Origin of the sequence: Pseudophaeobacter sp. (assembly GCF_039971195.1) — a bacterium.
Classification (GTDB): domain Bacteria; phylum Pseudomonadota; class Alphaproteobacteria; order Rhodobacterales; family Rhodobacteraceae; genus Pseudophaeobacter.
Genome location: NZ_JBDWPJ010000018.1, coordinates 1 through 1,039 on the forward strand (window position 1 = coordinate 1; position 1,039 = coordinate 1,039).

2 protein-coding genes are annotated in these 1,039 nt (G+C 60.1%); one reads left to right on the forward strand and one right to left on the reverse strand.

Going from position 1 to position 1,039, the window contains the following annotated elements; genetic code table 11:
• The coding region (locus ABJP42_RS01420) for a glyoxalase superfamily protein (RefSeq protein ID WP_348338113.1) at positions 1–398 on the reverse strand (398 nt) is incomplete at its 3' end.
• A 274-nt stretch (positions 399–672) separates the two neighbouring features.
• On the opposite strand from ABJP42_RS01420, the gene ABJP42_RS01425 reads away from it, so the two are divergent.
• Positions 673–1,039, forward strand: a 367-nt coding sequence (locus tag ABJP42_RS01425) for a VOC family protein (RefSeq protein ID WP_348338114.1), incomplete at its 3' end; no start/stop codon positions are given.

Genomic DNA, 1,039 nt, shown 5'->3' on the forward strand with positions numbered 1-1,039 from the left:
ACCCCTTTGACCCGCTGGCGCAGGCTCGAAAAGCTGTCAAAGCGCACCACATCCACCGGGGTATCAAAATGCAGGGTGATCTGGCGGTTCTCCCCATCCCCCATCAGCGAAAGGCTCCGCACCTCGCCAACAAAGGTCTGGCCCAGGTAGCGCCCGCGCACCCGGTCACCAACCCGCAACTCGAGCCGATTGCGCCCCTGATCACCTGCCGGAGTATTTACCAAGCTACGCGCCTGCGCCTGCAGGGTGTTCCAGTCCCGTGCGCCATATTGCTGCGCCACCAGTTCAAGGGATTTGGAATGGCCAACCGCAACACCGCTGTTGTGTAACTGTTGTCGCAGGCGCTTTGCCTGCAGCTTCAACGCATCCGTTGAAGGCAAATTTGAAAAATCAGTCATCTGTTTCGTCCCAATAAGGGCACGCAAGTCGTGATGGGAGCCGCATTGCCATCCAGCGCGCCAGTATCTGAGCGATAGATGTCGTCTTGATCTTTCCAGGGTTTCACCATGGCTCAGAACTCTGAGCTGCGGCAGGCAGGAGACCCGAACCTGGGGCCCGCTTACGCCAGACCCGGCCCTCAGGTCAAGCCTTGCTTCCCTCTCTCTTGCCCCCTTGACCTCAAGCCGGGTTGAGAAAGCACAGTGCGCTTGCCCCCCTATGAAAGGATCCCCGATGCAAAACCCAAGCGCTTCCAAACAGCCAGCACCCAAGGCGGACAGAGCGATCTCAACAGGCATAACCGGCCTTTATGAAACCCATCTTCCAGTCGCCAACCTGGCGCGGGCCAAGCAGTTCTATCAGGAGATACTCGGCCTGCCCCTGGCCCGTGAAATACCGGAGCGCGGGATGGCCTTTTACTGGGTCGGCAGCCCAGAGAATTCCATGCTTGGCCTGTGGGAGACGGGCAGCGCGCCGCTAGGCATGCGCTTGCATTTTGCCTTCTCCATGGCTGCGCACGACGTCCTTCTTCTCTGCGATCAGCTTTCCCGCGCGGGCATTGCGCCGCTTGGGTTCACCGGAGAGCCCATCCGCGAGCCCA